This window comes from Citromicrobium bathyomarinum, from assembly GCF_021021475.1.
Lineage (GTDB): Bacteria > Pseudomonadota > Alphaproteobacteria > Sphingomonadales > Sphingomonadaceae > Alteriqipengyuania > Alteriqipengyuania bathyomarina.
Genome location: NZ_JAINWL010000002.1, coordinates 671247 through 694231 on the forward strand (window position 1 = coordinate 671247; position 22985 = coordinate 694231).

The 22985-nt window shown below is 64.7% G+C and carries 16 protein-coding genes and 2 riboswitches; of the genes, 9 read left to right on the forward strand and 7 right to left on the reverse strand.

Features of this window, described 5'->3' with window-relative positions:
* Positions 1 to 9: 9 nt before the first annotated feature.
* From K7H93_RS11100 to K7H93_RS11110, 3 genes are read right to left on the reverse strand one after another with little or no spacing between them, the layout of a single operon-like run.
* Positions 10 to 972, reverse strand: coding sequence for an HNH endonuclease family protein (locus K7H93_RS11100; protein ID WP_230783656.1), 963 nt, complete (start codon positions 970 to 972; stop codon positions 10 to 12).
* Positions 969 to 3263, reverse strand: coding sequence for an AAA family ATPase (locus K7H93_RS11105; RefSeq protein ID WP_230783657.1), 2295 nt, complete (start codon positions 3261 to 3263; stop codon positions 969 to 971). The genes K7H93_RS11100 and K7H93_RS11105 overlap by 4 nt, the downstream gene beginning before the upstream one ends.
* A 5-nt stretch (positions 3264 to 3268) precedes the next feature.
* The gene (locus K7H93_RS11110; RefSeq protein WP_230783658.1) at positions 3269 to 4669 is read right to left on the reverse strand and encodes a hypothetical protein; all 1401 of its coding nucleotides are present in this window, start codon (positions 4667 to 4669) and stop codon (positions 3269 to 3271) included.
* Positions 4670 to 4787: 118 nt separating this feature from the next.
* Between K7H93_RS11110 and K7H93_RS11115 the strand changes: the two genes are divergently transcribed.
* Complete coding sequence (locus K7H93_RS11115; protein ID WP_230783659.1) at positions 4788 to 6023, forward strand: patatin-like phospholipase family protein; 1236 nt, start codon at positions 4788 to 4790, stop codon at positions 6021 to 6023.
* 204 nt (positions 6024 to 6227) lie between these two features.
* Here the strand turns inward: K7H93_RS11115 and K7H93_RS11120 are convergent, their stop codons facing one another.
* Positions 6228 to 7256 carry an oxygenase MpaB family protein gene (locus K7H93_RS11120; protein ID WP_230783660.1) on the reverse strand — a complete coding sequence of 343 codons (1029 nt, stop codon included), beginning with the start codon at positions 7254 to 7256 and terminating at the stop codon, positions 6228 to 6230.
* A 155-nt stretch (positions 7257 to 7411) separates the two neighbouring features.
* Here K7H93_RS11120 and K7H93_RS11125 point away from each other — a divergent pair, with 155 nt between their 5' ends.
* The 8 genes from K7H93_RS11125 (at position 7412) to K7H93_RS11160 (ending at position 19679) form a co-directional block, all read left to right on the forward strand.
* Positions 7412 to 8086 carry a TetR family transcriptional regulator gene (locus tag K7H93_RS11125; protein ID WP_230783661.1) on the forward strand — a complete coding sequence of 225 codons (675 nt, stop codon included), beginning with the start codon at positions 7412 to 7414 and terminating at the stop codon, positions 8084 to 8086.
* A 207-nt stretch (positions 8087 to 8293) separates the two neighbouring features.
* Positions 8294 to 8824: an RNA polymerase sigma factor gene (locus K7H93_RS11130; RefSeq protein ID WP_230783662.1), complete on the forward strand. Its 531-nt coding sequence runs from the start codon at positions 8294 to 8296 to the stop codon at positions 8822 to 8824.
* Between the two features lie 38 nt (positions 8825 to 8862).
* Complete coding sequence (locus K7H93_RS11135; protein WP_230783663.1) at positions 8863 to 9795, forward strand: FecR family protein; 933 nt, start codon at positions 8863 to 8865, stop codon at positions 9793 to 9795.
* Between the two features lie 2 nt (positions 9796 to 9797).
* A complete protein-coding gene (locus K7H93_RS11140) occupies positions 9798 to 12176 on the forward strand; it encodes a TonB-dependent receptor (RefSeq protein WP_230783664.1) in 2379 nt (792 codons plus the stop codon).
* Between the two features lie 93 nt (positions 12177 to 12269).
* Positions 12270 to 15470 carry an autotransporter outer membrane beta-barrel domain-containing protein gene (locus K7H93_RS11145; protein WP_230783665.1) on the forward strand — a complete coding sequence of 1067 codons (3201 nt, stop codon included), beginning with the start codon at positions 12270 to 12272 and terminating at the stop codon, positions 15468 to 15470.
* 197 nt (positions 15471 to 15667) lie between these two features.
* A complete protein-coding gene (locus tag K7H93_RS11150; protein WP_230783666.1) occupies positions 15668 to 17782 on the forward strand; it encodes a TonB-dependent siderophore receptor in 2115 nt (704 codons plus the stop codon).
* Complete coding sequence (locus tag K7H93_RS11155; protein ID WP_230783667.1) at positions 17782 to 18360, forward strand: hypothetical protein; 579 nt, start codon at positions 17782 to 17784, stop codon at positions 18358 to 18360. The genes K7H93_RS11150 and K7H93_RS11155 overlap by 1 nt, the downstream gene beginning before the upstream one ends.
* Positions 18357 to 19679, forward strand: a complete 1323-nt coding sequence (locus K7H93_RS11160; protein WP_230783668.1) for a PepSY-associated TM helix domain-containing protein — start codon at positions 18357 to 18359, stop codon at positions 19677 to 19679. Before K7H93_RS11155 ends, K7H93_RS11160 begins: the two co-directional genes overlap by 4 nt.
* Before the next feature lie 7 nt (positions 19680 to 19686).
* Here the strand turns inward: K7H93_RS11160 and K7H93_RS11165 are convergent, their stop codons facing one another.
* The 3 genes from K7H93_RS11165 to K7H93_RS11175 are packed head-to-tail and all read right to left on the reverse strand — an operon-like array spanning position 19687 to position 22192.
* Positions 19687 to 20982, reverse strand: coding sequence for a cobyrinic acid a,c-diamide synthase CobB (locus tag K7H93_RS11165; protein ID WP_230783669.1), 1296 nt, complete (start codon positions 20980 to 20982; stop codon positions 19687 to 19689).
* Positions 20979 to 21593, reverse strand: a complete 615-nt coding sequence (gene cobO, locus K7H93_RS11170; protein ID WP_230783670.1) for a cob(I)yrinic acid a,c-diamide adenosyltransferase — start codon at positions 21591 to 21593, stop codon at positions 20979 to 20981. The genes K7H93_RS11165 and cobO overlap by 4 nt, the downstream gene beginning before the upstream one ends.
* On the reverse strand, positions 21590 to 22192 hold the full coding sequence (locus K7H93_RS11175) for a hypothetical protein (protein WP_230783671.1): 603 nt from the start codon (positions 22190 to 22192) through the stop codon (positions 21590 to 21592). Before K7H93_RS11175 ends, cobO begins: the two co-directional genes overlap by 4 nt.
* 209 nt (positions 22193 to 22401) lie before the next feature.
* Positions 22402 to 22611: riboswitch (cobalamin riboswitch) on the reverse strand.
* Between the two features lie 72 nt (positions 22612 to 22683).
* Positions 22684 to 22875: riboswitch (cobalamin riboswitch) on the forward strand.
* Positions 22876 to 22985 lie beyond the last annotated feature (110 nt).

A 22985-nucleotide genomic window follows, 5' to 3' on the forward strand; every position in this document is an offset into this window, starting at 1 on the left:
GAAGCCTCTCTACGCACCGTCGGGATCCGCCACTCTGGACGCGAAGTGGTCCAGCCAGGCCGCGACCATCGCCGAATAGGGCCGTGCCGGATCGGCCATCGCTCTCATCTCGACCAGCAAGCGGTCGGCAAATCCGGAGACGGCCCGTTCCGCCCGACGAACCGTCTCATCGGGCGGCGCACCCGCGAGGTCCTGCGCCAGCGCCTTCAGGTCGATCATCAAGGCGCCGAGAAACTCGAGCCGTCGAAGAACTTCGGTGCGGGCCTGGACCAGGCCGATACGGTTGAGCCCGTAGACGTGGATCGAAGTCGCGCCTTTGAGGCTGAGGGAGTGGTCTCCGGCGAAGTCCGGGTCGCCCCCCACCAGCTTGCGCGCGACCACGAAGGAGACAGGGTTGGCGGGGTCGAACAGGTATTCCAGATGCTCCCCCGGATCTTCCTCGCACGGGTTCAGCAGCAGCGGCTTTTCGGCAGACAGGGGATCATCGGCCCGGGTCGCGCGAACCCCGCCTGCAGCGAGCGGGAAGCTGTCTTTCTTGCCGGTGCCGACCGTCGATGATCTGGAGAAACCGAGCGTGTTTTCGTGCAGCCGGACCTGGCTGACATCTCCCCTTGGCGTGATCTGATAGCGCTTGCGATTGCAGTCGATGCAGCTCGGCAGGAGATTGTCCCATGCCATCGCGATCCACCAGTAACCTGGATGCGCGGCGTCGCCCTCCACCGCACCCTTTGGCCGGTAATGCTCGACGTCCATCGACTGGGCGCTCGCATAGAAAGTTTCGCAGTAGGCGCACTTTCCGCGAAACAGCCGTTCCAGCTCGTTTTTTACTTCCTTGTGCTTGTAGATCGCAAACGGGAAGGCCTTTGCGGACGCCCTCGGCGGCCCGAAGTATCGCACGGCCTTCTTCCGTTCCTCGGCACCCTTGGTAGTGAGAATTTCGGGCACATCGGCGGGTCGCGGCACCGGCCTCATGTGGCGCTCCGCAGCGCTTCGACGATGGCTTGGCGGGTCTCTTCTTTCAGGCCCTTCAATCGCTCGCGCGTTGCGGTGCGCTGCTCGGCGAGGAATATGGCGACGGCTTCCTGCACCAGCCGGTGGACCTCGCTGTCGCCGATCGGGAGCGCGCCGCTGATCTCATTGAGGTAGGCCTGCAATTCCGGATCTTCAGCCGGTGTCACTCCGAGGGCAAGCTTGTCCTGCATGCGCGCGAGACGGCGTTCGGCATCGGCGTTTTCGGTGCTTCGCAGCTGGAAGAAGTCGGCGGTGAGCAGTTGTTCGATGGTCCAGTGACTATTGTCGGGAAGATCGACCAGCGATTGGGTGAACACCGGAAGCTCGGTGTCGGCCTGAGCACCCGGAATCCGTTCGAGGACCAGCACTTCTCCAGGCTTCATGCCGCGCAGGCACAAGGGATCGTGCGATGTGGCGATGAAGGTGACCTGTGGTAGCGCGCGCCGCAGGCCGGTCATGATCGCCATTTTCCAACGGGGGTGCAGATGCGCCTCGATCTCGTCGATCAGGACGATGCCCCTCGCGGTCTCCAGCGTGCTGAACTCCGGGTTCACACGCCTGTCCATCAACCCCTGCATGATGTCGCACAACATGGCGAGCACGGCCCGAAATCCCGAAGAAACGATCGTCAGCGGCGTGTGCTGGAGCGGTCCGGCTTCACCTTCGCCGAGCTTCTGGACCACGAATACGCGGTCGTCCCGGCGCTCGAGCACATCGAACTCGCCATCGATGCTGAACACATCCCGCATTGCGCGAACGGCCATGTTGAACTCGGCTCTCTTCAAACCGAGCAGCCAGCGCTCCGGATTGGAGAGCAGCTGATCGGTCTGGAACATGCTGCGGACATGCTTGTGCTTGGTGTAGCGCCGTTGGGCGTCCAGATATTGCCGGAAGGCGCCATAGGCGAACAGCGGGATGGAGTTCGGCTCGCCTTGGGTGCGAAAGTCGTGTTCGGTGAAATGATCACTGCTCGCTAACGTGCTGGGCGCGATCGACAGATGCTGCTTTTCGCCTTCCGCATAGTGTAGTTCAACCTCGGCCTGCTCGGGGCTGGGCGCTCCGCGCGCGCCGAGATACCGGGGATTGAGCACGAGCTGCCCGGCTTTCAGGTCCAGCATGTGACGTGTTTCCGTATCCATCAGCGCGATCGCGATGGCTTCGAGTATCGTGCTCTTGCCGGCCGCATTCTCCCCCAGGATCAGAAGCGCGGCAGCATTAGGTTCGCCGCTGGTCGAGGGAGCTGGAAGACGGACCTCGATATTCTCCAGCGATTTGAAATTGCGGATGACGATCCGCCGAGGCTCTCGGGGAGCAGAAGCTTCGTAGTAGAGCCGCTCGCTGTTCCACGCCTCTTCTGGCTCCGGCGGTGCAAAGAGGGCTTCACGGGCACGCTCCAAACGATCCCTCCAATCGCGATGTTCGCGCAGAACGAGCAGTTGCCGTTCGACATCCTCGCTCGCGCGTCGATTGAGCGCGCGCGCGAGGAGATCGCGAAGGTATATGCGCCAACCGCCGCTAAACGGGCCCCTGTGGGGAAACAGAGAGCGGCCATCGTCATAGTCCTCGGTTTCCAGACCTTCCCACAACTGAGCGAAATACCGCTCGAACATGACGACCCGCTCTTCTCTCAGAGATCGACGATCGAGCCGAAACTGTCTGATTGTGGCGCGTCCTCGGCGACTGTTGCTGTACGCGCCGATGCTTCCATCGCTCCAGAAACGGAGATGTCGCCAGAGATCCCGGTCGTTGCAGGGGTCCAGGAAGATCGTTTTCTCGTCGAGAGGATAGAACGGCCAGCGACCATCGCCGCGGTCGATATATTCGCTAAGCTGCCCGGGGTTTGGGATCGGGCTTCGTCGACGGTCGGCGACCGGGAAATAGAACGGATCCTCTGGCATGCACTCCCAGCAAATCGGATACAGGTTCTGCCAGGCATCGGCGAGCCAGGCATAATAGAGGTGTGCGAAGTCGCGGTCGGTGACGGGGTGCGCACCCTCTGCAGGCCGAAACCGGAACACCTTGGGATCATCGATGAGGGTCTCGCAAAAGGCGCAGGAATGGTTGAACAGTTCTGCGAGCGCGCGGCGCACCTCGGGGTGATCGGCGATTGATCGGCTACGGTCGGAACGGGTTTGCAGCAGGGTTTCCGGGCCGCTCATGAAAAGATCGAGCACACGTTGGCGGCTGATCCGCGCATCATCGCTCCCGAACACGGCGGGCGGCTCTATCCGGTCGCGTTCGACATATCGCATGGCGGTCAGTCTCCTTGCATTTCGGTGTCGGCGACGATCTCGTCCTTGCCGGCCGCCTCGCCCCACAATGCTTCGTCCGTGTCCCGCGCCCTCAGATTGAGCGCGCGACGAAGCGCCGCGATAGTTGGGTGCACGGGCTCGGCGTCGGGGTTTTTCCAGTAATCGAGATGGCGGAAACCCGGCGGCTTGCCAATCGGAAGCCGGACATCGAGCACTGCCGGCCCGAAGAGCTGCCGCAGCGGGCCGGACACGATGTCGCCAAACCAGATGAGATGATGTGGATGGTACAGGTTGGTCCACACGGTTGGGCCGAAAACGGCCCCATGGTGCGGACGCCGGACCTTGTTCGCGGGTGGATAGGAAAAACGACGGTTGCCCTTCTTTCCTTCAAGCACCGGCGGCGACGACGGTATCTCCCGGCGCGCGACACGGGCCTCCAGATCCTCGGCATCGTGGCCGATCAGCAGGGCGGCCTTGCTCAGGGGACTGCCGATGGTCACAAGGTCGCTCACGATCCAGAGCGGCGCCTCGCCCTTGGCAAGCGTTTTGTGATAGAGGCGCTGCGCATTGCGATATGCTGTTCGCCTTGCAGGTCGATCGGCTGGTGATGCATCCACAAGGTCGCGTGCGGCAGCTTCCAATGCTGAGAGAGCTTCCATCGCCGCGCTGTCGGCCGCATGGATCGCGGACATTTTCGACCGGTCGAGGCGGTTCCACGCGAAGTTCAGAAGGTCGTGAGCGATGACCGACCCCAGGCTGTGCCCGGCGACGACGATGCGGTCGTACTCGCCACTGGCGGTCAGCTTTTCGATCAGCGAGACGCCGTCCTCGCGTATCTGCTGGCGAATGGCGACATTGTTCGGCTCCGGGCTGAGATATCGCGCGGCATCGCCCGCCTGTGGCAGGATGATCGCATGAAGGATGAAGCTGCCCGCTGCGAGAAGCAGAGGCGCGCTGATGACAATCCAGCGCGGAATGCCGAGGCTGGCCATCAAATCGCCCTGCCAGGCGAGGATCGCCAGCACAGCGGCTGCGACCAGCAACCCGACCCCGATACACCAGGCGAGAAAGAGGCCCTTTGGCACTTGGGAAGGCGCGCGCAAGAAGAGTTTCAGGGTCCAGCGCAGCAGGCCGCCGAGGGTATGCCCTTGCATGTGGTGCGCCCAGTAGAACTCGAAGAAATCGAAGCGGCGCTTATCGCCGTAACTTGCTTCCCGGGTGGTAATCCGGCGCAGCTCGAACGAACCCGTCACCAGTTCCGGCTTCGACCAGACCTCGTTCCGGGTCGCATGCACAAGCTCGGCGTCGTGGGTCCATGCTGCGCGGACAAAGCCCCACAGCGTATCCATCGGCCGCTGTTCGCCAATTCCATGGATCAGGACGACTGCTGTCTTCGGCTTTGCCACATCTGCCCCCTTGGTAAAGGCAGACTATCGAGTATCGACTGGTTGTCGATGGCCATTCAATTCGCCGTGCAGGGCCGAGGCTGGGCTCTTGCCGATGATCAGGCCAGGAGGAGCGCAAATGGCAATGAACCATAGGCCGATAAACGACGCACCTATCCAGACGCGCCGGGCGGTGCGTTTTTTCGCGCTGTTCGTACTCGCCGCGGCATTGCCGCTGGCCGGGTGCGCAACCATCGAGCGCGAGCCGTTCGAAGCAACGCAGGTCGATGCCGCGCAGCCGCGCGACATGCCGCGCGTGCGGTATTGGGCCGACGCGCCCGATCTTATCCAGCAGATGTCGCTGCCCGCACCGGCAGACGGAGAGCCGCTGCGCTTGCTCGCCCTGTCGGGCGGCGGCGACAAGGGGGCCTATGGCGCAGGTTTTCTCAACGGCTGGAGCCAGTCTGGCAAGCGCCCGCGCTTCTCGATCGTGACGGGGGTCAGCACCGGGGCTCTGATCGCGCCGTTTGCCCTGCTCGGGTCCGACTACGACGACGAGATGAAGGCGGCCTATACTCAGATCACGCCCGACGACGTGTTCGAAATGCGCTTTCCGCTTGCGATTCCGTTTTCATCGAGCGCCGCGACCACCGGCCCGCTCGAACAGCTGATCGCCCGATTCGCGACCAACGCCGTGATCGATGCGGTGGCGGAGGAGCATCGCGCTGGACGCAGGCTGTTCGTCGGCACGGTCAATCTCGATCGTCCCGGCAATGCGGTCTGGGACATGGGTGCGATTGCGGCAAGCGATGCGCCAGACCGCTATGCTCTGTTTCGCCGTATCCTGCTGGCGAGCAGTTCTGTTCCGGTCCTCTTCCCTCCCGTCCTGATCGAGACGCAGGTCGAGGGCCGACAGATCAGCGAATTGCATGTGGACGGCGGCGCGATCGCCACGCTGCTGGCCTCTCCATCGGTCGCGGAGGGGCAGACCGGGCGAGCGGGCCCGCAGACAGAGCTTTATCTGCTGGTGAATGGCAAGATGGCCGGCGAATTCGAGATGATCGACGGCTCGGTGCCGGATATCGCCGCGCGCACGATCGATGTGATACTCTTCGCCAGCCTGCAGGATCGTGTGAATTCGGCCTATACGTGGTCGCAAGGAAACGGGGCTGCCTACCATCTGACCTACATCGCCCAAGACTATAAGATCGAAAACCACGATCTGTTCGCGCAGGACTTCATGCAAGATCTGTACGACTACGGCCTGGAGCGCGGGCGAAAGGCCGCGTGGGAGGAACGTCCGCCTTCGCCCAAGCCCGAGGTGGAGAGCGGGGCCGAGCCAGGCGACACCGACACAGCCGGCAACCGCCAATAGCCGGGGACACTATCGCTAACCGTGTTGCGGACGCGACTGGAGCTCGGCCCGAGCAGGGCGATCACGTTACCGACGATTGGCTGCTCATGCTTGTTGGCGTGCGCCAACCGAAAAACCGAAGTCGGTAGTCGATCTTTCGTCAGGCGAGCTCCGTCTGTCGCATCCGAGCCTTGGCCGCGGCGTGAAGCTTGCGGGCCTCCTTGATCAGCTTGACCGAGTCCGGCCCGACATCATCCGCATGAAATAGCGCTCTACCGGGCCCTGCTGGACCAGCCAGATAATCGGCATCATCAGCTTGCGCGCGCACAGGATGCGCTTTTCCGTCGCGGGAGAGATCCCGGCGTTACGCCGGGTCTTGCCCGAAACTGCGGCCATGGCGGGAAGCTTGAGCAGCTTGTCCTGAAGGAACAGCTGGATCTGCACCAGAAACTGCGAGGGATGGTAATTCTTCTTGATCGATTCCGCGACGAGTTTCGGGAACTGCTGCCCGGTTGCGGGGATGATCGCCATCAGCTCCGAGCCGCCAAACAGATTTGCATCGCGTTCGTACAGCGCGCGCAGCTCGGCCATGGAGTTGGGCAGGCCTTCCTCGTTATGCGGGAACAGGCGGCAATATTCCTTCACTTCGCGGATATATTCGTCCCGCTGTTCGTCGGACAGGCGCTTCGGCAGGCCATTGCGGAACGCCAGCCGCTCATAGACCCACAACATCGTGTGCATTTCGGTCAGCGCTGCCCACATGGAGTCGCGCGGCGAGTTGGCCGCATAGCCGCCCAGTTCGGGCTCCCCGACATCGATCAGGTCGCCTTTGACCTTTTCGTGGATGCGGATGAGGTGGCCCGACACGCGCTTTGCCGTGTCCATGTCGCCCAGCCACATCGGCGCGTGGATGCCCGAATTGCGCTGGCCCCGATCGAAGATGTCGAACAGCGAGAGCGTGCCGGCACGTGCCTTCTTAGAAATGGGGTCATTGTCCCGAACACCTGCGGAAACCGGCTTGTAGGTCAGCTGCAGGATGAACTGCGCCGCCGACTGAAAGACGATCGTGGCGGGGTGCAGCAAGACATCCCAGGCGAGCGACCCCGGCCCTAACACCCCATCGTCGATATCCGGGCCGGAACCGGCGAGCGTCGGCTCCCCGTGCCTGCGCCATCGTGACGCGGGGCCGCGAAGCCGTTCGCGGCTCACGACATTGGGGTTTCTACGCAGATTGGCATGGGCTTGATCGGTCATGAGTGGCATCCTTTATATTCCCGTGCGGGAATAAGCTTAAGGAGGCGTGTCGTGTCAAGTCTGCAAGATGCGCGGGCAGCCAAAGTGTCCGGGCTTGGCTTCGGCGATGCTTTGCGACAGGATCGGGGCATGAACAGCAGGCACCGAAGCATCCGATGAAGCGTCCACAGACTGTCCGGTCACGCGGGCAACGGGCGGGACTCGATCTCGATCAGATCGTCGAGACTGCGCAGAGCTTCGAGGTGGAAGATTTGACGATGCAATCGCTCGCCAAAGCGATGCAGGTCGATCGTAAAGCTTTGAACTATTACGTGAAAGATCGTGAGGCCCTGCTCACCATCCTGGCTCACAAGGCTTTTGCGGACGAATTCTCACCCGACGCGATTCGGGCTGCCGAAGACTGGCGCGATGCCTCTCGCATCTATGCCAGTAGCTTCCTGGAGCGAGCCCTGTCGCTGGGGAAGCTGTCCGAGCACCTGTGGTTCGACGAACCGCTGACCACGTGGTCGCTCGAAGCGAACGAGAGTCTCTTCGCGCGTTTTTTCGAAGCCGGATTTACGGACGAGGCGGCCACGCGACTGGTGACCATGCTTTCCACCCTGTGTCTCGGCCATGCCCGCGATGTGATACAGGCGACGGGTTCGATGGAGAAACCCCGCCCAAAGGCGCTGCGCGCTGCGCTGGAGCGTCTGAATCCGGAAAAATTCGCCAATCTTCTGCGCATTCTCGATCATGGGTACGAGACGTATGGCGATGAACAGATCGACTTCAGTATCGACGTTTTTCTCATCGGTGCGGAGGCAGTGCTGAAACGCGACCTCCGCCGCTAGGAAAGTCCGCTCGGCACCCAGGCCCATCGACCAAGTTCGCTTGTGCCAACGCCACGCGATAGCTTGCCAAAGCTATTGCCAGACACTCGGGATGCCCATACCTCACCTCGCGAATTGCGGCATCGACGCGACCGATAAGTCCCGCTGGGGCGTCTGCCCTGGGGTATGTTTATCGGTCATCCGCCCACGCAAGCGAGTAAACTGACTTTGCCAGACTCCGGCGATTCCCCTGACGGCCTAGAGGCCGTTTTCCTCGCGAACCGGGACAAGCTTCTGCGCTTTCTCGTCGCGCGCGGGGCGGGGGAGGATGCCGAGGACATTCTGCAGGAAGTCTGGCTGAGAATTTCGCGGGTGGAGGCAGGGCCGATCGCCGCACCGCTCGCCTATCTCTATCGCGCGGCCAACGCCGCGATGATCGACCGCTACCGCTCCGCCAGGCAGGCCGAACAGCGTGATGCGGCCTGGGTGGAAGGGCATAGCGGGGTAGCGAACGGCGTGTCCGACAGTCCCTCGGCCGAACGGGTGGTTGCAGGCAGGCAGCTTGCGGCACGGGTCGAGGAAGCGCTGGCGCCACTGCCGCCGCGCGCGGTGGCAATCTTTCGCCGCAGCCGGATCGACGGCATCGCCCAGCGTGTGATCGCCCAGGAATTCGGCGTGAGTATCAGTACGGTCGAGAGCGATTTGCGGCAGGTCTATCGTGTCCTGATCGAACTCAGGGAGCGGCTGGATGAGGTATGAGCGCAACGACTCCGTCATGTGGCCAGGAGCATTCGTGAATGGCGGTTGATCAGCAAATCCTGGATGAAGCCGCGATGTGGGCGGTGCGCACGTCGGAGCCGGACTTCGACGACTGGGCTTCGTTTACCGCCTGGCTCGAAGCCTCGCCTGCCCATGCCGAGGCTTACGACCGGGCGATGATCGCGGTGGAGGAGGGGGCCGGGGCACTTTCCTCGCTCCCCGCGAACGATCCCGACTGGTCGGATGAGGATATCGATGAGGGCGGGCACAGGTCGCCTCGTCGCTGGTTCGCGCCCGCGCTTGCCGCCTGTCTCGCCCTTGTTGCCGCATTGTGGCTGTGGCCCGCCGGTGATGCCGATACGACCTACCGCACGGCGGCGGGCGAGACGCGCACTATCGAGCTCGGCGATGGCAGCGCGGTCGTGCTGGCGGGTGGCACCGAACTGGTCGTCGATGGCGAGCGGGAGGCACGCCTGAACAGCGGGCGTGCCGTGTTCGAGATTCGCCATGACGATGCCGATCCCTTCCGCCTCGCGGTGGGCGATGCGACTCTTGTCGATGCAGGGACCGTGTTCGAGGTGACCATCCGTGACACCACAGTCGCGGTGGGCGTGGCAGAAGGCGCGGTGATCTACGAGCCGGATGGCCCGGCTGCGCGGATCGATCCGGGCCAGGTGCTGAGTTTCGATCGGGCAAAGGGCAGCTACCGGATGGAGAGCGTGCCGGTCGATCAGGTGGGCGAATGGCGGGAAGGGCGGCTGACCTTCCGCAACGCCCCGCTGGCCGATGTGGCGAGCGACCTGTCGCGAGCGACCGGTATTGCCTACCGCCTTGCCGAAGCGGGAGAGGCGCGCTCGATTTCGGGGAGCGTTGCGATCGATCCGCTACGGCGCGATCCGGGTGCGCTGGGCCCCCTGCTCGGGATCGACGTGCGGCAGGACGGTGATGTCTGGATACTCGGCGGACGCTGACGATGCGCGTGTACCCGGTTCTTGTTGCGGCCCTGGTGGCGAGCGCGGCATATCCGGCCAGCGCGCAGGAGCGCCGCGTTGATGTGCCTGCCGGAACGGTCGCGGATTCCGCGATCGCGCTGGCCCGTCAGACCGGGTCCAGCATCGTGGTCAACGGTTCCAGCCTGTCGTCGCGGCGGGTCGCGCGCATTCGCGGGACCATGTCCGCCGAGGCCGCAGTGCAGCGGCTGGCGCGGCAGGCGAACGCCCGCGCGGTCCGCATCAGCGCAATGGCCTGGCGGCTCGATCCGCTCCCTGCACGAACCTCCCGCCAGCGCAGCGAGACACGCGGTGCGAAGGTCGAGCGCAGGCCACGCCCGAGCCCCGCGCCGCCGCCTGTCGCTCCTCCCACCGAGATCGTGGTGACCGCCAGCAAGCGTGACCTGCCGCTGAAGGAAATGCCCGCGCAGGTCTCGATGGTCGATGGCGAGGAACTGGCGCTCGGTGGGGTCGGCGGGACCGAGAAGATTACCCAGCGCGTCGCCACCGTTTCCTCGACCTATCTTGGCAGCGGGCGCAACAAGCTGTTCATCCGCGGCATCGCGGACTCCAGCTTTACCGGTCCCACGCAGGCGACGGTCGGGCAGTATCTCGGCGATATCCGGCTGAGCTACAACGCGCCCGATCCCGATCTCAGGCTTTCCGACCTCGAACGGGTGGAGGTGCTGGAGGGACCGCAGGGCACCCTGTACGGCGCGGGCTCGCTCGGCGGGATCATCCGGCTGGTACCCAACAGCCCCGAACTCGGCCGGTCCTTCGCGAGCGGAACGCTGGGCGGGGCGCTGACCGAACATGGCGACGGCAGCGCCGATCTCGGCCTGATCGCCAACCTCCCGCTCGCGAGCGACAAGGCTGCGCTTCGCGTGACACTCGATGGGGTGACGGAAGGGGGCTATATCGACAAGCCCTTCCTCAACCGGACCGACGTCAACCGGACCTCGATCCTCTCGGGGCGGGCCATCCTGCGCGCGCAGCTGGCACCGGCCTGGACGATCGACCTCATCGGCCTGGGCCAGACCACCCGCGCGCAGGACAGCCAGTACGTCACCCGCAACCAGCCCGGCTACGACAGCGCGGCGCGCGTGCGTGAAGGGTCCGATGCGGAGTACCTGCACGGCCAGATAGTGGTCGATGGTCGCATCGGTGCGGTGCGTCTGCGGTCCTCTACCGCAATTGCCGATCAGACCCTGGAAGAACGCTACGATGCGTCGACCGAGCAGGAACAGGAGCGGTTGTTCGTCCAGCGCAACGAAACGCGGATGATCGCGCACGAAACGCGCCTGTGGCAGCCGATCGATGACCGGTTCGGGTGGGTCGCGGGGCTGAGCCTGGTCGACAACCGTACCCAGCTCAACCGCAGCCTGCAGCAGATGACGCTGCGCGCGGCCACCACCGGCGTGCTCAACACGGTGACGGAAGCGACGATCTATGCGGAAGGGTCCTACCGCCTGCACGACAATCTGATCGCGACTCTCGGCGCTCGCTATTCGCTGGTGCGACTGGGCGGCAGTGCGGAAGATGTCTCTGCTGCGCTCGCGATCGAGCGCGCGGCGGTGACGGCGAAGCGGGACCAGTCGGCCTTTCTTCCATCGGCATCGCTGATGGCCCGGCTTGCGCCCGAAACCAGCCTCTATCTTCGCTATCAGGAGGGCTTCCGTCCGGGCGGCCTTGCGATCGAGGGCGAATTCGTCCGCCGGTTCGATCGCGACGACGCGCAGACCTTCGAGGTCGGCATCCGCCACGGGCGAGCGGGCCGCGATCCCTTCGATCTGGCGCTCAACCTCTCGTACACGAGGTGGAACGACATCCAGGCCGATTTCATCGATGTGGCGGGGCTGCCCAGCACGGCCAATATCGGCGATGGCAGGGTGTGGACGATCAGCGCGAGCGCAGGCGTGTACCTTACGCCCGAACTGCGGCTGACGGGCGGTGCCAGCATCAATCGCAGTTCCATCGACGAGCCACCCTTCAACCTTATTCTTCTCACGGGGCGCACGTCCCACGTGCCCAATATCGCGGAGTTTTCCGGGCGGCTGGGGCTCGAATATTCCCGTCCGATCGGCGCAAGCCTCGATCTCGATGCACGCGCGTGGGCGAGCTATGTCGGCAAATCACGGCTGGGCATCGGCCCCGAACTTGGCGATCTGCAGGGGGACTATCTCGACAGCGGGCTGACGCTGCGGATCGGCAATGATCGGATCGGCGGCACGCTTTCGATCACCAATCTGGCCGACGCGAAGGGCAACCGGTTCGCCTTGGGCACGCCGTTTGCGGTCGTCCGCGCGCAGGAAACCCCGCTGCGCCCGCGTACCATCCGGATCGGCGTCGACTTCGCGTTCTAGCGGCTTGGCCGGGCGCGCGAGATTTTTATCGACAGGACCAAGGCAAGTTCCCGTCGGCTCCGTCCTCCCGTCTGACTCAAGACGGAGGAATGCATGTATCGTTATCTTCTGGCCGGAACCGCACTTGCAGCTTTGGCGGCGCCTGCGGCGGCTCAGACCACGGTCGACGCGAAGCGGACGCAGCCGGTTCGTACCTCGCAGCTCAAGGATGGGGCGGGCGACGATGTAAAGGTGACCAAGAACGGTTCGATCGAGCTGACCAGCGGCTCGGGCATCGTCGTCGACAGCGATCACGATGCGACCAATGAAGGCAAGATCGTCGTCACGAATGTCGATGGCGGGAGCGGTATCGAGACGACCGGCGACCGGCAGTCCGACATCGTCAACACCGGGACGATCACGGTTGATGAAACCTACGAGCCGACCGATATCGACAACGACAAGGATCTCGATGGCCCCTTCGCGGTCGGCACCGACCGGGTGGGCATCCGTATCCGCGGCAATCTGACCGGTAACATCGTCAACTCGGGCAAGATCACCGTCGAAGGCAATGATTCTGCCGGCATCTGGGTCGCCGGTGTGGTGGACGGCAAGCTGGTTCACGATGGCGAGACCGTGGTTCTCGGCGATCGCAGCGTGAGTATCGACGTGCAGGACGTAACCGGCGACGTGCGGCTAGCCGGAACGGTGTCGGCGAAGGGCGAGGATGCGATCGCAGCGCGCTTCGCAGGCGATCTGGATGGCACTTTGGTAGTGCAGGGCACGATCGTGTCGACCGGCTACCGCGCGGTGACCGCGCCCGCCGATCTGAGCAAGCTCGACGATGACGATGTCCTCCAGGGAGGCAGCGCGATCGTTATCGAAGGCGACGTGGCCAAGGGCATCCGCTTCGCAGTACCGCCTGCCGATACCGACAAGGACGACCCCGACGAGGACAAGGACGGGATCGACGACGCGAAGGAAGGCAGCGCCAAGGTCGTCTCCTATGGTGCCGCGCCGGCAGTGGTGATCGGCGCTACCGACAGGGACATCGCGATCGGCGCTCTGCCTGCGACCGGGACCGGGTTCGGGATCATTGTCGACGGATCGATCGCGGGTCAGGGCGTATATAGCGGGATCGACGGAAACGGAATGGTCGTTGGCGGGCGCGGCGGCAATGTCACGATTGCCGGCGGGATTGCCGTTAATGGTTCGATCGCCGCGAGCTCGATAGACAGCAATGCCACCGCACTGCGTCTGGGGGCGGGAGCTTCGACGGCCGAATTGCGTAACGCTGGCACCATCTCCGCCTCGGGCGGAGGCAGAGATGCGACGCGCGCGACCGCAGTTTCGGTCGATGTCGGGGCGAACCTCCCCTATGTCCGCAATAGCGGGACGATCAAGGCGACCGCTCTCAAGGATACGAGTACGGCAATCGCAATCGTCGATCGCAGCGGTACGCTGCGTCTGGTCGAGAACAGCGGCCAGATTATTGCCAGCGGCGCGAAGGCCGATACGGGCCGCAACATCGCGATCGATCTGACCGCCGTGGTCGCCGGTGCGACCGTGCGCCAGACGGTGGTCGGCTCTGGCGCAGACGCGCCGGGTATCAAGGGCGACATCCTGTTCGGCAGCGGGGAAGACAGGCTCGAACTGCTCGACGGAACGGTCGCGGGCGATGTGTCGTTCGGCGCAGGGCTAGATCGGTTCGTGCTGTCGGGCGATGCGAGCTTTGCCGGGAAAGCGAGCTTCGGTGGTCAGGCCGACGAGCTGACCCTTTCTGGCACGTCGGGCTTCGCGGGCACGGCCGATTTCTCCGGCGGAGCAGGCAAGCTCACGCTGGCCGACAAGGCCCTGTTCAAAGGGCGTCTGGTCGGCAGCGAAAACCTGTCGGTCATGGTCAACGGCGGCGCGCTCGATCTGACTGGGCCCACCACTCTTTCGACACTTGCCGTCGGCGCGAACGGCGTGGTCGTCACCACGCTCAGCAAGGATCCGGCTGCAGGCAGCGGGATCACCGTGACCGGCAATGCCAGCTTTGCAGACGGTGCAAAACTCAAGCTGCGGCTGACCGATATTGCCGAGGCCGAAGGCATCTACACCGTCATCGACGCGGGTACGCTGACAGGCGCTGGATCCCTGAAGCCGGACGTCGCGCTGGTCCCCTTCATGTACAAGGCGCAGCTTGCCGTGGATCAGGCTGCCGGTCTGGTGAAGGTGGATATCGACCGCAAGGCGACCGACGAACTCGGCCTCAACCGTGCGCAGACGACCGCCTATGATGCGCTTTACGCAGCTCTGGCCGAGGATGACGACGTTGCGGGCGTCTTCCTAGGCATCACCGAGAAAGACCCGTTTCGCGCCGCCGTCGCGCAGACCCTGCCCGATCACGCGGGCGGCGCGTTCGACGGCCTGAGCCTCGGCATCCGGACCTTCGCGCGGAGGCTCGCGGAGCCGCAGGGTCCGTTCGAACGCAAGGAGAAGCTGAGCATCGTGTTCGATGCGGCGGGGTGGGACTCGTCAAAGGATGAAGGAGACACCGCGCAATACGACCTCGACGGTCTGGGTTTCTCTGGCGGTGCCGAATTGCAGACGGGGCTCGGCACCGTCGGTGCCACGGCCACCTGGCTGTGGAACCGGCACGATACGCTGGCCGACAACAGCCTCATCTCCAACACCTACGAAGGCGCGCTGTACTGGCGCGGGAAATGGGGCGCGCTGTCCGGCTTCGCCCGAGGTTCCTACAGTTTCGCGAACTTCGATGGGGCGCGCTATTTCAACGGCAAGGACGGCGATCAGACCGTCACTCGGACGATGGACGGCGAGTGGTCGGGCAACGCGACCAGCTTCATCGCGGGTGTCTCGCTCGAAGCCGGATCGCAGTTCTTCTTCTTCCGGCCGTCGGTAACGCTCGACTATATCCGCCTAAGCGAGGACGGCTATGTCGAGACCGGCGGCGAGGCACTGAATCTCACGGTTGAAGATCGGACCAGCGATGAACTCGCGGTCAATGTCGGCAGTGCCGTCGGTGTCGATCTGCTCGGCATGCGCAGGCGCGACAAGAACTGGCTGCGGATCGAGGCGGAAGGAGGATGGCGTGAAATCCTCTCCGGCGAACTTGGCGCGACAACCGCCCGGTTCGGCGACGGCGACAGCTTTACTCTGACGCCCGAGGAGCGAACCAGCGGCTGGTTCGCGCGACTGCGCGGAGTGGGAGGCGATGCTTTCTACACCATCTCGGGCGAACTTTCAGCGGAGGAGCACAACGACCAGATCGGCTATGCGCTGCGAGCATCGGTCAGCTTCGCAATGTAGCCGGGCCCCAAGGTGTCTGGGATGGGTTCGGCAACCGGTCTAAAACCGCAAGTCCCCTGATGGACCGATCGGACCCTGAACCCGGGCGTCTCACCGGACGCCCGGGTTCTTCTTTTTCGCGAGCTTCCTCAACCACCCATTGCAATTGAGAATAGGTTTCATTAGCGGGCGGTCAGATTGTGTTCAGGGAGCCAAATGTGAAGCCAATTTTCGCCGCCACGACCGCAACGCTTGCACTGATTGCCGCGTCGCCCGCGTTCGCTCAGGATGATTCCGCCGAGACCGGCGATCCGGGGAATGGGAACGATGAGCGTACGATCGTCGTCACCGGCGCGCTGACCGATTTCGGAGCGACCAAGTCCGACACGCCGATCGTCGAGACCGCGCGCTCGATCTCGATCGAGACCGCGCAGGATTTCGATGAAAAAGGCGCGCAGTCGCTCGACGATGCGCTGACCTATTCGGCTGGCGTCACCGCCGAGCCCTTCGGTTTCTCGACCCGCGGCGACTTCGCCAAGGTCCGCGGGCTCGCCGCGCCCGAATATCGCGACAACCTCCAGTACCTGTTTGGATATTACAACACGACCCGGCAGGACATCTACACGCTGGAGCAGGTGGAAGTGCTCAAAGGCCCGGCATCGGTGCTCTACGGTGCGGGTTCGCCCGGCGGCATCATCAATGTGGTCACCAAGCGCCCCAAGGGCGTGACCGAGGGTGAGGTGCGGCTCGACTACGGCAGCTTCGATCGCAAGCAGATCGCGACCGACATCAACATCGCCATCCCCGGTGCCGAAGACGAGGCACAGTTCCGCTTCGTCGGCCTGCTGCGCGATTCCGGCACCCAGATCGACGAGGTCGACGACAACAAGTTCGTCATCGCCCCGGCGCTGACCTTGCACCCGGCCTCGGGCACCGAGATCACGATCCTGGCCAATTATTCGGACCAGGATTCGGACACGGCGCACCAGTTCCTCCCTGTCACCGGCACCCTGCTGCCGTCGGCCAGCGGCGAGGAAATCGATCCTTACGAATACATGGGCGCGCCGGGCTTCAACGCTTACGACACCGAAAGCTTCGCGCTGACCCTGATCCTCGAACAACAGCTGAGCGATGCGTTCTCCTTCGAGGCGGTCGGGCGCTACGTCGATTCCAAGGCCGATTATCGCCAGGCGTGGATCGCGTTTCAGGGCAATGGCGTGCCGCGCATCGACGCCAATGGCGACGGCGCATGGACCTTCTACCTGGCGGATAACCGGAGCGAACAGCTGGCGCTCGACGCACGCGTGCGCGGCGAGTTCAACACCGGGCCGATCCGGCACGAACTGCTGGTGGGCGTGCAGACGCAGGACGTCTTCACCGATTCCGATACCGCCTACGTGTTCAACGCGGGCACGCTCAACGTCTTCAATCCGCAGTACACGAACGCCCCGACGGTCGAGCAAATCCGCGACTTGCAGGTCAACGGCCCGCGCAACTACGTCGATTCGACCGGCTACTACATTTCCGACCAGATGAGCTGGGGCGCGCTAGTCGCCAACGCGGGAGTCCGGTTCGACGATGTGACCAACCGGGTCGAGAACGGAACGACGCAGAAGGACGATGCGACCAGCCTGAGCTTCGGCCTGCTGTGGCGCGGTCCGGCGGGTATCTCTCCCTATGTCAGCTACGCGGAAAGCTTCGAGCCGGTCGTCGGGGTCGACAGGATCACCAGCAAGCAACTCAAGCCGCAGGAAGGCCGCCAGTACGAGGCCGGGATCAAGTGGCAGCCGACTGGCATCAACGCGCTGGTCACAGCGTCGGTCTTCGATATCGAGGTTTCCAACCTGCCCAATCCCGCCGCGCTGGCGGGGGCCGACAGCCAGCAGGAAGGCATCTCGAAGATCCGCGGTGCGGAGCTGGAAGCCAACGCGCTGATCGGCGGCCTGCGGATCGACGGCAACGTCACCTATCTGGATGCGGAAGATCCCAACGGGCTGCCGCTGACCTCGATCTCCGACTGGCAGGCCTCGCTCTTCGCGCTCTACAATTTCACCGGCGCGCTGGAGGGGCTGAGCTTCGGCGGCGGCATCCGCTATGTCGGCGGGAACGAGAGCAACGGCATCTCGGCGATCACCAATAGCCTGCTGACCTACCGTGTGGACGGCCACACGGTAGGCGATCTGTCGCTCGGCTACGACTTCGACCGGTTCAGCCTGCGGATCACCGCGCGCAACGTGACGAACGAGGAATACTACTCGGTCTGCCTGGTGCGCGGCGACTGTTATCCGGGCGAGAAGCGCAGCATCAACGGCTCGCTGACCGTCGCGTTCTGATGGCGGGCGATGCGTCGATGTGGCTTGCCAGCGCGCTCGCAATTGCGGGCGTGGCTGTGCTGCGGGTGTCGTGGGGGCGGGCGAAGCGCTCGCTCCCCCTCAACCTTGCAGGTTGGGCGGCGCTGATTGCGGCGCTGGCCGTCGCGGATCGCGCGGCAGGCGAGTGGGGCATCACGGTCGCCATCCTCGTCGCGACCGGCGCGGCCTTCGTCGCGCTCGCATTCGCGGCCACCGGGAAGGTGCGGAAGGGCCGGGCGAAAGCGGTCCGCACGGTGCATCGCGGGAGCGACGAAGCGGCCGGGCCCCGCCGGTCCGGCTGGCTGACCTTTCTCATCACCGGCCCGCTGGCTCTCGCGGCCAGCCTGTTGCTGGCGCTCGCGGTGCGCGCGCTGATCGTGGCATCGGGTGGGGCCGAGGCGGACGGCAATGTCGCCGTGCTCGCCGTGGTCCCGCTCGCCTGGCCCATCCTTGCCTTCGCGCTGCTGATGATGTCGCGCCGCCGGGCCCAATTGGGCTGGGTGCTTGGCATCGCCGCGCTTTCCGCGCCGTTTCTCATGTTGCAGGGAGGCCCGGCATGACCTTCGCATTCTCAAAGGACACCGTCCGCAAGGCGATCTCGGCCCACTCCGCGCTGGGTCTGGTGTGCTGCGCGTTGCTCTACCTCATTTGCGCCACCGGCACCGCCATCGTGCTGTACGAAGAGTTTCAGCGTCTCGAACAGCTCGACGCGCCCGAGATGATCGCCATCGCCCCCGCCAGCGTCCAGCGCGGGATCGAAAACGTGCTGGCGAGCGAGAAAGGCAAGCCGGCAACGACGCACCTCTATGTCCACCTGCCGAGCGAGGCCCTGCCGCGCACGACGATCACCACCGATACGCAGGCCGTGCATATCGATCGCCAGGGTGAAATCTTGGTCCCGGAAGAGAATGCGTGGGCCGAATTCCTGCTGGCGCTGCATTATCGGCTCAACCTGCCGGCGCTCTACGGCATGACGCTGGTCGGCCTGTTCGGCGCGATGATCGTGGCGCTCTCGGTCTCCGGCATTGTCGCCCATCCGCGCATTTTCCGCGATGCCTTCCGCCTGCGCGCGCGCCGGGGGGACGATGTGGCGACGCTCGACTGGCACAACCGGCTGGCGGTCTGGACGCTGCCCTTCGCGCTGGCGATCGCGCTCACCGGGGCGATGATCGGGCTTTTCTACGTGTCGGGTGGCGCGGTGGCGGCTGCGGCCTATGGCGGCGACAGCGAAGCGGCGCTTGCCCCGGTGTTCGGCGGCGAGCCGGAAGGCGATGCGACCCCGGCGCCGGTGCCCGACGTCGCGCCCGCGCTTGCCTACATGGAGCGCGAATATCCCGAGGTGAATCCCTATTACGTCATCCTGCATGATCCGGGGACTGCCGGTCAGCACGTGCAGGTGATCGCGGAACATCCGCGCCGGCTGATTTTCGGCGAGTACTACGCATTCTCCGCAGACGGCGAATTTCGCGGCACGGTGGGCCTGGCCGACGGCACGGTGGGGCAGCAGGTTGCCGCTTCGATGTACAACCTGCACTTCGGCAATTTCGGCGGGCTGCCGGTCAAGATCGCCTATATCCTCTTCGGGCTGGCGCTGACCGTGGTGGTGGCAACCGGCACCTTCATCTGGTTCGACAAGCGGGAGCGGCGGGGCCAGCGCTCCACCTACCTGCGGGCCGCGTGGTGGGGGCTTGTGGCGGGTGTTCCGCTCGGCCTGGTGGCTACGCTTCTGGCACGTTTTGCGCTGGGCAACGGCGCGCCCTTCGTGGCGATCTTCTGGGTGGTCTGCCTGATCGCGATCGCTGGGCCGCTGCTGCTTGCCCGGCGGACCGGCGCGCCCGCCGGAGCCCGTGCCGGCAGAGTGAGGGTCGCCGAAGGCTGAAGTGGGCCTAACTGTTCCGGAAGAGCGATGCCGCTGAGGCAATGTTCGATCTGAAATAGGAATGGACATAGCTCGCGCACAGCGATCCGTGCACGAATAGCGCTTCGGTGCGTCCGCCGTTGGGATTGCGGGTCTGGGCGAAGGGCGCGAGATCGGTCTCGATCCGCGAATAGTGAAAGCCGTGTCCGCGCAGCGTGCCGCCGGGCCACGGGCATTCCTGCAGGCCGAGACCGCCAAGGCGCGACTGCATGATAGTGCGGCCGGGCATAAGCCCCGCCATCGCGTGGGACTGTCCGTCGATCGTCTCCAGCTCCTGCGCACAGACCATCATGCCCCCGCATTCGGCCAGAATCGGCTTGCCCCGTTCGTGATGGGCCCGCAGCGCATCCAGAAACGCGCGGTTATTCGCCAGCGCTTCGGCATGGAGTTCGGGATAGCCGCCGGGCAGCCAGAGCGCATCGCAATCGGGCAGGGGGTCTCCGGCAAGCGGAGAGAAGAAATGGAGGTCCGCCCCTATTTCGCGAAGCACCACCAGATTGTCGGGATAAATGAAGGCGAAACAGGCATCGCGGGCGATCGCGATGCGTTGTCCTTCGAGGTCCGCCGGAAGCGCGGCGTAATCGGCACCGGGGCTGAAGGTGACCGGCGGCGGCAGCTGGTCCACCTCGTCAGGAAGGCCTCGCGCGCAGGCCGCGATCCGTTCGTCCAGACCGGCGATCTCGTCCGCCATCAGCAGGCCGAGATGGCGTTCGGGCAGGGCGAATTCGGCGCTGCGCTCCACCGCGCCCAGCCATCGCACCGGCGGGCGCACGCTGTCTTCCAGCATGGCGGCATGGCGCGCGCTTCCCACGCGGTTGGCGATCGCGCCGTGCAGCGCAATATCGCTGCGATAGGTTGCCAGCCCGTGCACGATCGCGCCGAAGCTTTGCGCCATGGCCGAACCGTCGATCACCGCCAGCACCGGCAGGCCGAAGCGCGCGGCGATATCGGCAGCCGACGGATCGCCGTCGAACAGGCCCATAACGCCTTCGACCAGGATGACATCCGCCTCGCACGCCGCCTCGTAGAGCAGGCGGCGGCAATCATCCGCGCCCACCATGAACAGGTCGAGCGAGAGGACCGGATGCCCGCCCGCCCGCTCGAGGATCATCGGGTCGAGGAAGTCGGGCCCGCACTTGAACACGCGCACCCGCAGGCCACGATCGCGGTAGCGGCGCGCGATGGCGGCAGTGATTGTGGTCTTGCCCTGTCCCGACGCGGGCGCGGCGACCAGCAGCGCGGGGCAGCGCGCGCTGCCGGTCAAAGATCGATGCCTTTCTGCGCGCGAACCCCTGCGCGAAAGGCATGCTTCACGTCGCGGATCGAGCTGACCGTGTCGGCGGCCTCGATGAAGTCATCATGCGCCGCGCGGCCCGTGATCACCACATGCTGCATCGGCGGCCGGGCCTCGATCGCGGGCATGATCTCTTCCAGCGAGAGATAGCGATAGGTGACCAGATAGGTCAGCTCGTCGAGCACCACGAGGTGGATTGACGGATCGGCGAGCGCCTCCTTCGCCTTCTCCCATCCCGCGCGGGCGGCGGCGATATCGCGGTCGCGGTTCTGCGTTTCCCAGGTGAAACCCTCGCCGCAGCGTTCCCAGCGCATGTTGGGGTCGCGAGCGAAATAGGCGCGCTCGCCCACTTCCTCCTTGCCCTTGATGAACTGGAACACCGCCGCCTTGTTACCATAGCCCAGCGTGCGCGCGACCATCCCGAAGGCGGAGGAGGACTTGCCCTTGCCGTTCCCGGTCAGGACCAGCAACAGGCCCTTGTCCTCCTGCGCAGCGGCGATGCGCTTGTCGACCACCGCCTTGTGCTTCGCTGTGCGGGCACGGTGACGGCGGTCGATCTCTTCCTTGTCGGTCTCGCTCACCGGGTGCTGTCCGGCACGCGCTGGCCCGTCAGGCTGCGCGCGGCGACATGCGCGACCACGGCGATGCCGGTCCAGCTCAGCGTCGCGATCAGCGTGCCGGGGAAATAGCGTTCGAGGCGGGGCAGCCAGCCGGCCAGGCTCGCATCGGGGAAATGTCCGCTCAGCGCATAGAACCCACCGCTGGAAAAGGCGTTGGAAACGAAGGCCGCACCCGCGACGATGGCGATCAGCGCGGGCAGATGCGCCAGCTTCACCTCGAGCTTGGCGGCGGCGAAGCGGCCCGCCAGCCACATCACGCCATAGGCGGGCAGCAGCATCCAGTAGGCAGGGGTGAAGCAGAAGCTCTCCCCACCCTCGACACCGATCACCGCGAGATCGATCGCGAAGGCCAGCGCGAACAGCGCGGGGAAGGCGAGGCGCGGGCGAATGTAGAACCCGGCGACGAGGAAGCTGGCGAGGCTGGTTTCGGGCAGGTGCACGAATTCGCTGAGCGAATGCGGGCGGGTCGCCAGCATGACCACCCCAAGCGCAGCGAAGACGAGAATGTCGAACCGCCGGATTGTGTGATCGGACGGGACGGTGGTGGATAGATCGGACATCATTGGACTCCCTTGAAGTTGCAACGATGCGTTGCCCGGAGCGGCCAGCCGGAAAGGCGAGGGCCACGGGACAGAAGGCCATGACCGGGGGCCATGGCGCACAAACAGGATCGCGAGTGCCGGATGACGGCCCTCCCTCTTCAACGCACACACAGGTGTCGTCCACCAAGGGATCGGACCCTCTTTCGACCGGTACATCCCGCCCGGGCGAAGAACGACGGCAACGGGCCGGTTTCCTGACTTGCCGGTTCGACGCGATACCGCCGCCTTCTCGAAAGGGCAGGGTGCCCTTGCAATGGCGCGATGGCGGTCCGCTCACCGGTTACAGTTGCGGGAGCAGTGCCGGATTGGGCTGGCGTCGCCAGCCTGCCGGACTTCCCGATTAAGCCCTTGCGGGCACCCGTTACGCCGCCCCTGATATGGAGGATCGGCAGCGCAGGCAAGGCTTCGCGGGTGCACAACGGGCTTGCCACGCGCGCCGCCCCCGCATATCCGGCGGCCAAGCTTCAGGTTCCCCGAGAGGGGATTGAAAGGGAACGCGGTTCAAGACCGTGGCTGCCCCTGCAACTGTGAGCGGAGAGCCATCGGCCATTATGCCATTGGGGCGCGCAAGCGGCCCGAGAAGGCGGCCCGACCGGCATCGACCCGCGAGCCAGGAGACCTGCCTGACGCCGTCGTTCTTCGTCCGGACAGGGTGTGCCGGCCGAACGGGGTCTTCCTCGAGAAACGACAGCCATTGCCTCGTGCGGCGCGTGCCGGACGGGATGGCTGGTGCGTGCGCCTCGCGGTGTCT